Genomic DNA, 7,095 nt, shown 5'->3' on the forward strand with positions numbered 1-7,095 from the left:
AAATTTGATTGACATAATCTTAATTTTTTGGTAGAATATAATATAAGAGGTGCTAAATGTCAAAGGCTTCTAAATTGGATGATGTGATAAATTGTTTCGATAGCCAGAAACCCCTGTGTCCAAAAGATGATCCCTGGTATGTGGAGACAGAACGAAAGGAGATTGAGATAATCAAAGATGACCTTCTGACCACTAACCGGGGGCTAAAATTTCTCCTTGGTGGACATCCGGGCAATGGTAAGTCAACTGAACTGAACAAGATTGACTATGATGAAGCAATTAATGCAAAGTATTTAGTGGTTAAATACAGCGCCAATGAAGTGCTTGATATTAATGATATAGATATTATTGACTTTTTGCTCACTATGACCTTTAAGATTTTAGAGAAGGCAGAAGAAACAAACACTACTCTGCCGGGATATTTGCAAGAGCGTTTAAAAGAGATGGAGGGCTATTTCACCGACAAGTTGCAAATCGAAAAGACTACTACAGAAGCAAGAAATGGTGAAATTGGAGGGGGCGTAGAGGCAAACACGGGTTTCAAATTCCCTTTTGTAAGACTGGGTGCTGACTTTTTCGCAAAAGTACGACTGCAGTCTGAAACACGCAAACAGATTCGTGAATTTTACAGGGTTAAGGTTACTGACCTGCGTAATTTAGTCAACGATATTATCCTTAATATCAAACTATCAATTACACCACGTGATATATTGCTGATTATAGACGATCTGGACAAGACTGGTCCCACACAGGCAGAAAAACTTTTCTTTGAAGAGGGAAATATTATTGGCGATATTAAGTGCAGCGCCTTGCTTACTATTCCTATCTCAATGATTTATTCACCAAAGAGTGCGGTGATTGTTAGCAAGATTGGGCGGCAAAAGGTCCTGCGTAATCTGAGGTTGAAAGATAGAGATGGCAAAGAAGATGAAAAAACTGCAAAACATAGAGAAACCCTGCGACAGCTTGTGTTTAAGCGGATGGAAGAGGATTTGATTGAAGACAATGCCTTGAATATGGCTGTAGATGCCAGTGGGGGTGTGTTCCGTACCTTAATTGACCTTATTGCCTCTGCCTCAAGTTATTCAAGGGTCCAGGGCGGTAAAAAGATTGATACTGTTGACATGGAAACAGCTATCAATGAAGAGCGGGCAAATAAAAAGCGTGCCCTTAACCGTACTTATTATGATATATTGCTTGAAATATATGACCACAAGAGACTCCTCAGCCCGGATAGGGTAGAAGCTTTAGAATTATTCCATTCCCTGTTTGCCCTCGAATATATGAATGGTGATGAATGGTGCGATATCCATCCTTTGTTAATATCAGATGTAGAAGAATATAGGAAGATTAAACAAAATGAAAAAGCCTGATAAAACAGTTGTCTTTCGTAAAAAGGATGAACTTCAGATTCCCCGCCTCTTTCATCAACTCCGCCTTTTTAAAAACCGGGGCTGCCTTTTTTTTATTAGTTGTGAAACTTCGGATGTAGAAAATGAACTGGCTGAGAGAATTGCAAAAGAGATGGCCAGGGAGTTTGATTGCTATTCTATCTTTTTGTCGCCAACCATAATTGACCCCTTTGCCAAAATTGAGCAGTACTTTTTAGCCAATCCCAAACCCTCTTTGAAGCCTGTCTTTTTAATCCGGGATATTGTCTCTATCAGGGAAGATGAGCCGAGCCTTAGCCGGTTTCTGCAGGGGATAAACCTTAACCGAGATAAAATCGGTCAGCAAAATCTCAGTCTGATATTCTTCGTAGATGATTCGCTCTTAAACCTGGTTATCTTTAAAGCCCCGGATTTTTATACATTTAAGTCAGGTGTCTTCCGATTTGGAGATGAGGCAAAGGTTCGCCGGGAAATTGCTCAAAAGGCAGAAGAACCTTCGGAAAATGAGCAGAGGCTTGCCTCTCTGACAGAAACCTTCAGAACCCAGGCAGAGGCGTTATCTGAAGAAGCAAAGGCTGACCTGGCTTTTGACATTGGCTACCTTCACCAGGAACTCTCAAATTTCCAGGATGCGCTAAGGTATTATGAAACAGCCCTGCCACTGTTTAGAAAAGCTAAAAATTACAGAAATGAAGCAGCAGTCATTGGCAATATCGGCATAGTTTATCGCAATATGGGGGAATTGGAACAGGCGTTGAAATACTTCAAGCAAGCTCTTGAGCTCCATAAGCAGATAGGGTATCTGCAGGGAGAGGCTAATCAACTGGGCAATATCGGCCTGGTTTATAGCGATATGGGGGAATTAGACCAGGCGTTGAAATACCATAAGCAAGCTCTTGAGATAGATAAGCAGATAGGGTATCTGCAGGGAGAGGCTTCTGACCTGAGCAATATCGGCCTGGTTTATCGCGATATGGGGGAATTGGAACAGGCGTTGAAATACTTCAAGCAGGCTCTTGAGATAGATAAGCAGATAGGGTATCTGCAGGGAGAGGCTTCTGACCTGGGCAATATCGGCATAGTTTATCGCGATATGGGGGAATTGGAACAGGCGTTGAAATACCATAAGCAGGCTCTTGAGATAGATAAGCAGATAGGGTATCTGCAGGGAGAGGCTTCTGACCTGGGCAATATCGGCCTGGTTTATCGCGATACGGGGGAATTGGAACAGGCGTTGAAATACCATAAGCAGGCTCTTGAGCTCCATAAGCAGATAGGGTATCTGCAGGGAGAGGCTTCTGACCTGGGCAATATCGGCCTGGTTTATAGCGATATGGGGGAATTGGAACAGGCGTTGAAATACCATAAGCAGGCTCTTGAGCTCCATAAGCAGATAGGGTATCTGCAGGGAGAGGCTAATCAACTGGGCAATATCGGCCTGGTTTATCGCGATATGGGGGAATTGGAACAGGCGTTGAAATACCTAAAGCAGGCTCTTGAGCTCCATAAGCAGATAGGGTATCTGCAGGGAGAGGCTAATCAACTGGGCAATATCGGCCTGGTTTATCGCGATATGGGGGAATTGGAACAGGCGTTGAAATACCATAAGCAGGCTCTTGAGCTCCATAAGCAGATAGGGTATCTGCAGGGAGAGGCTTCTGACCTGGGCAATATCGGCCTGGTTTATCGCGCTATGGGGGAATTGGACCAGGCGTTGAAATACCATAAGCAGGCTCTTGAGATAGATAAGCAGATAGGGTATCTGCAGGGAGAGGCTTCTGACCTGGGCAATATTGGCCTGGTTTATCGCGATATGGGGGAATTGGACCAGGCGTTGAAATACCATAAGCAGGCTCTTGAGATAGATAAGCAGATAGGGTATCTGCAGGGAGAGGCTAATCAACTGGGGTAACCGTTCAGGGATATAGCCACAGAGTCACAGAGAACACAGAGGGAATATATAACTACGAATGAACACGAATAATAAAAAGATTTGTAGTGCGAGGCTTTAGCCTCGCTTCTGGCAAGCAGGAAAGCGAACTTAAAGGTTCGCACTACATTTATGGGATGTCAGAGCTTAATTCGTATCCTTATGTGGCTAATTTCCTTAATTCTCTGTGAACTCTGTGCCTCTGTGGCTGAACGGTTACGAAAACTTTTTCTTGCATTCTTCAAGGATAATATGGTATAATTCATAGATATGAAACTTATTGTTGGATTAGGGAATCCGGGATTAGATTATGCCCAAACAAGGCATAATGTTGGATTTAAGGTCATCAATAGCCTGGCTAAATTGAATAAGATTGAACTTAAAGGAAGAAAATATAAATCACGAATGGGACAGAACAACGAGGTCATCCTGGCTAAACCAATGACCTATGTTAATCTTAGCGGTGAGGCAGTTGAATTGTTAATCCGTCATTTTCAAATTAACCTTGCAGATTTAGTGGTCATATACGATGATATAAACCTACCTGTGGGTAAAATCAGGATTCGCAAAGAAGGTAGTGCCGGCGGACATAATGGAATGAAATCCATCATTGAAAAATTAGGTAGTCAACAATTCCCTCGAATCCGCGTAGGTATCGGTTCACCACCTCCTGAAATCGAATTTCGGCACTATGTTCTTTCTAATTGGACACCACAAGAAAAAGAAATAATCGAAGAGGCAATAAAAAGAGTTGCTCAGGCTACAATGTGTATCATTGAAGAAGGAATTGATATAGCCATGAATAAGTTTAATTAGGAGTTAGGATTTATGTTTGAAGAATTAGATATACTCAAGAAAAAATTGGATAATTATCGTCCCATAGATTCTAATAAAATGCTCGCTGTCCAGGAAAAGTTAAGGATTGAATGGACATACAATAGCAACGCTATTGAAGGTAATACCTTATCATTATCTGAAACTGCTTTTTTCCTGCGAGAAGGACTAACCTCTAAAGGAAAACCCTTTTCAGAATACCTTGAGGCAAAAAATCATGCTGAGGCAATTGATTATCTTAATGATGTTATCAAGAAAAAAATATCGTTGACTGAAGGATTAATTAAGGAATTTCATGCATTAATAATGAAGGATACTGAATATATTTGGATAGGACCTCCTCACAATAGGGTAAAAAAGAAGATTGAGCCAGGAAAATATAAGTATGATAATAACCATGTGATTAAACTTGATGGGACAATACATTATTTTTGTGATTATCTCCAGGTACCAGGAGAGATGGAGAGATTGCTCCAATGGTATAATGAGAATAAAGATAAACTACATCCCGTAAAATTATCAGCTATCTTTCACCATAAATTAGTGGCTATACATCCTTTTACTGATGGTAATGGACGGGTCGGTAGGTTAATCCTCAACACTATCCTTATACAAGAAAGCTATACGCCGGCTATCATAAAAATGGAAGACCGCCAGGAGTATTATCAGGCGTTGGATGAGGCTGATAAAGGAGACGATACACACTTTATCGAAATGGTAGAACGAGAAGTAACCAATACAATAACTCTGATGCTTAATGTGATTGAAGGAAAAGAGGCATTCAGTAAGGAGGATCTGAAGAGAAGATTGGGGATATTTGAAGAAAAGATTGAGAAATTGGATAAAGACATTGGCATTGTTTCTAAAGGAGTGGATGAAGAAAAGAGAAAATACTGTTTCCAACAGATTTACTCATTCTTAAACAATCTGGCTGACGAAATAATAAGAGAGTATAAATCAGAAGAAAAGAAGTTTGTGCTTACGCAGGCCAGTGGTGCATCTCGATTATTACATGAAATGCCTGAAATCAAACAATACTTAGAAAATAAAAACATAATCATACCCTTTGAGATAGACGAGACAAATATTGTAATAATTGAATTAGTTCCAAAACGAAGATATATCCCTCAAGGTATGCTAATTTTTGCCGTTGTACCTACAAGATTTACCATAGATATTGTTTCTACTATCTCTATATCCAGATTAGAACAAGATAAGGATATTTGTGGTAAACCTCAAGTTATCAATTCTATTCATGGTGGTGTGTTATGGGAAAACTGGAATAAAAGAGCATTAGAAGACTTTTTTGTCGAGGTATTTAATGAGTTCTTAAAGCAAATTGAATTAGAAATAGAAAAAAGGAGAATTTCGCTATGATGAAAAATTTACTCTTACTCGGGTTTATTCTTGGTCTAAGTAGCTGTGCTCATACGCCAATACGCACTCTACCAGAACATATTACTTCTATTTCTATCCCTATCTTTACTAATCAGACATTTCAATATGGGTTAGAAGAGATTATCACGAATATGGTCATAGAGGAATTTATCCGTGATGGCAGATTAAATGTTGTGGATAAAAAATTGGCTCAGGCTGAATTAAAAGGGGAAATTAACCACTTCGAGAGAATCCCTTTTTCCTACGACAAAGAAGGTAATATTGCTAAATACAAGATAACTATTGGGGTAAGTTTTGGACTTACGGACTTAACTGAGAATAAACCTTTGTGGGATGAAGAATGGGAGGAAACAATATTGTATATTCCGTCCACTTCACCTTATAGACCAGGGGATTTTGACATTACCTCTGAACAAGAGGCAATTTATAAAGCCCTTTCAAAAATCGCATATTATCTCGTGAGCATAACAATTAAAAGATAAGTAATGCTGAACGGGGACGATAAAATGGTAGACTTAAATGAGTTCTGAAGAATATCGACCAATAAATTATCAAACTATTCTTGTATGGCTTAATCAAAGAAAGATAGCCCAAACCTACCTATTTTTAGGAGAAGAGGAATATCAAAAAGAAGAAATCATCGCGCGATTAAAAAAGATTACTTTCCCTACATCAGAATCTATGGAATTTAACTATGATATTTTTTATGGAGACCAAACAGATGCCTCAACTATCATTGGTGTAGCCAACAGTTTCCCAATGTTGCATAATTGGCGGATGATTGTGGTGAAAAATGTTGATTCTTTATCTAACCAGGGTAAAAACTTACTGGCTACTTATGCGGAAAATCCAGCCCCTTTTACGCGACTTATCCTTTTAGCCAATGAATTGCAACCCCAACATTCACTTTACAAAACAGTGGTTAACAAAGGCACAATCGTTGTTTTCTATCCGCTCTTTGATAAGCAAGCCCTAACATGGATTCAATCACAAAGTTACCAGCGAGGGAAAAAGACAATTTCTACTCAAGCCGCTAACTTACTTATCCAACGAGCTGGCACTAATCTTAATATTTTAAATACAGAATTGGATAAATTACTTCTTTATGTCGCAAATAAACCAACAATTGAAGAGAATGATATTCTGAAGGCATCTTTAGGCTTTCATGAGGAAAATGTCTTTTCTTTAATAAATGCTATTGGCTATCGAAAAAAGGCTCAATCATTAGCGATTTTCAAACAACTCTGCAATCAGGGGGAGGAACTTTTACCTATTTTGTATCTGATTACAAGGCATTTCAGACTTCTCTGGCAGGCAAAAGAGCTTCAAGAACAAGGTAAAATCCTGACACAAATAGCCCAAATTTTGAATATAAAGTTCAAAAAACAACAAACTGCTATCTGGGAACAGATAAAATTATTCTCATATGAAGAATTAAGACAGATATTTGAATTACTTCTCCAAACTGATTTAAGCCTTAAATCCTGCGATTACAGAACCCATCCATTAGTTATAGAATTACTTATTTTTAAAACCTGTAAA

6 protein-coding genes are annotated in these 7,095 nt (G+C 39.1%); all 6 read left to right on the plus strand.

The window, feature by feature from the left end; all coding sequences use genetic code 11:
* The first annotated feature begins 56 nt into the window (after positions 1-56).
* Positions 57-1,373: a hypothetical protein gene (locus tag AB1414_12755; protein MEW6608291.1), complete on the plus strand. Its 1,317-nt coding sequence runs from the start codon at positions 57-59 to the stop codon at positions 1,371-1,373.
* Complete coding sequence (locus AB1414_12760; GenBank protein MEW6608292.1) at positions 1,360-3,303, plus strand: tetratricopeptide repeat protein; 1,944 nt, start codon at positions 1,360-1,362, stop codon at positions 3,301-3,303. Before AB1414_12755 ends, AB1414_12760 begins: the two co-directional genes overlap by 14 nt.
* A 288-nt stretch (positions 3,304-3,591) precedes the next feature.
* Positions 3,592-4,137 (plus strand): aminoacyl-tRNA hydrolase, encoded by a 546-nt coding sequence (pth, locus tag AB1414_12765; protein MEW6608293.1) that lies wholly within the window; start codon positions 3,592-3,594, stop codon positions 4,135-4,137.
* A gap of 12 nt (positions 4,138-4,149) precedes the next feature.
* Positions 4,150-5,532, plus strand: coding sequence for a Fic family protein (locus AB1414_12770; protein ID MEW6608294.1), 1,383 nt, complete (start codon positions 4,150-4,152; stop codon positions 5,530-5,532).
* Positions 5,529-6,035: an LptE family protein gene (locus AB1414_12775; GenBank protein MEW6608295.1), complete on the plus strand. Its 507-nt coding sequence runs from the start codon at positions 5,529-5,531 to the stop codon at positions 6,033-6,035. The genes AB1414_12770 and AB1414_12775 overlap by 4 nt, the downstream gene beginning before the upstream one ends.
* Before the next feature lie 37 nt (positions 6,036-6,072).
* A partial coding sequence (gene holA, locus AB1414_12780) for a DNA polymerase III subunit delta (protein ID MEW6608296.1) occupies positions 6,073-7,095 on the plus strand: 1,023 nt, incomplete at its 3' end.

It is taken from the genome of bacterium, assembly GCA_040755795.1.
In the GTDB taxonomy this organism is placed as follows: domain Bacteria; phylum UBA9089; class CG2-30-40-21; order CG2-30-40-21; family SBAY01; genus JBFLXS01.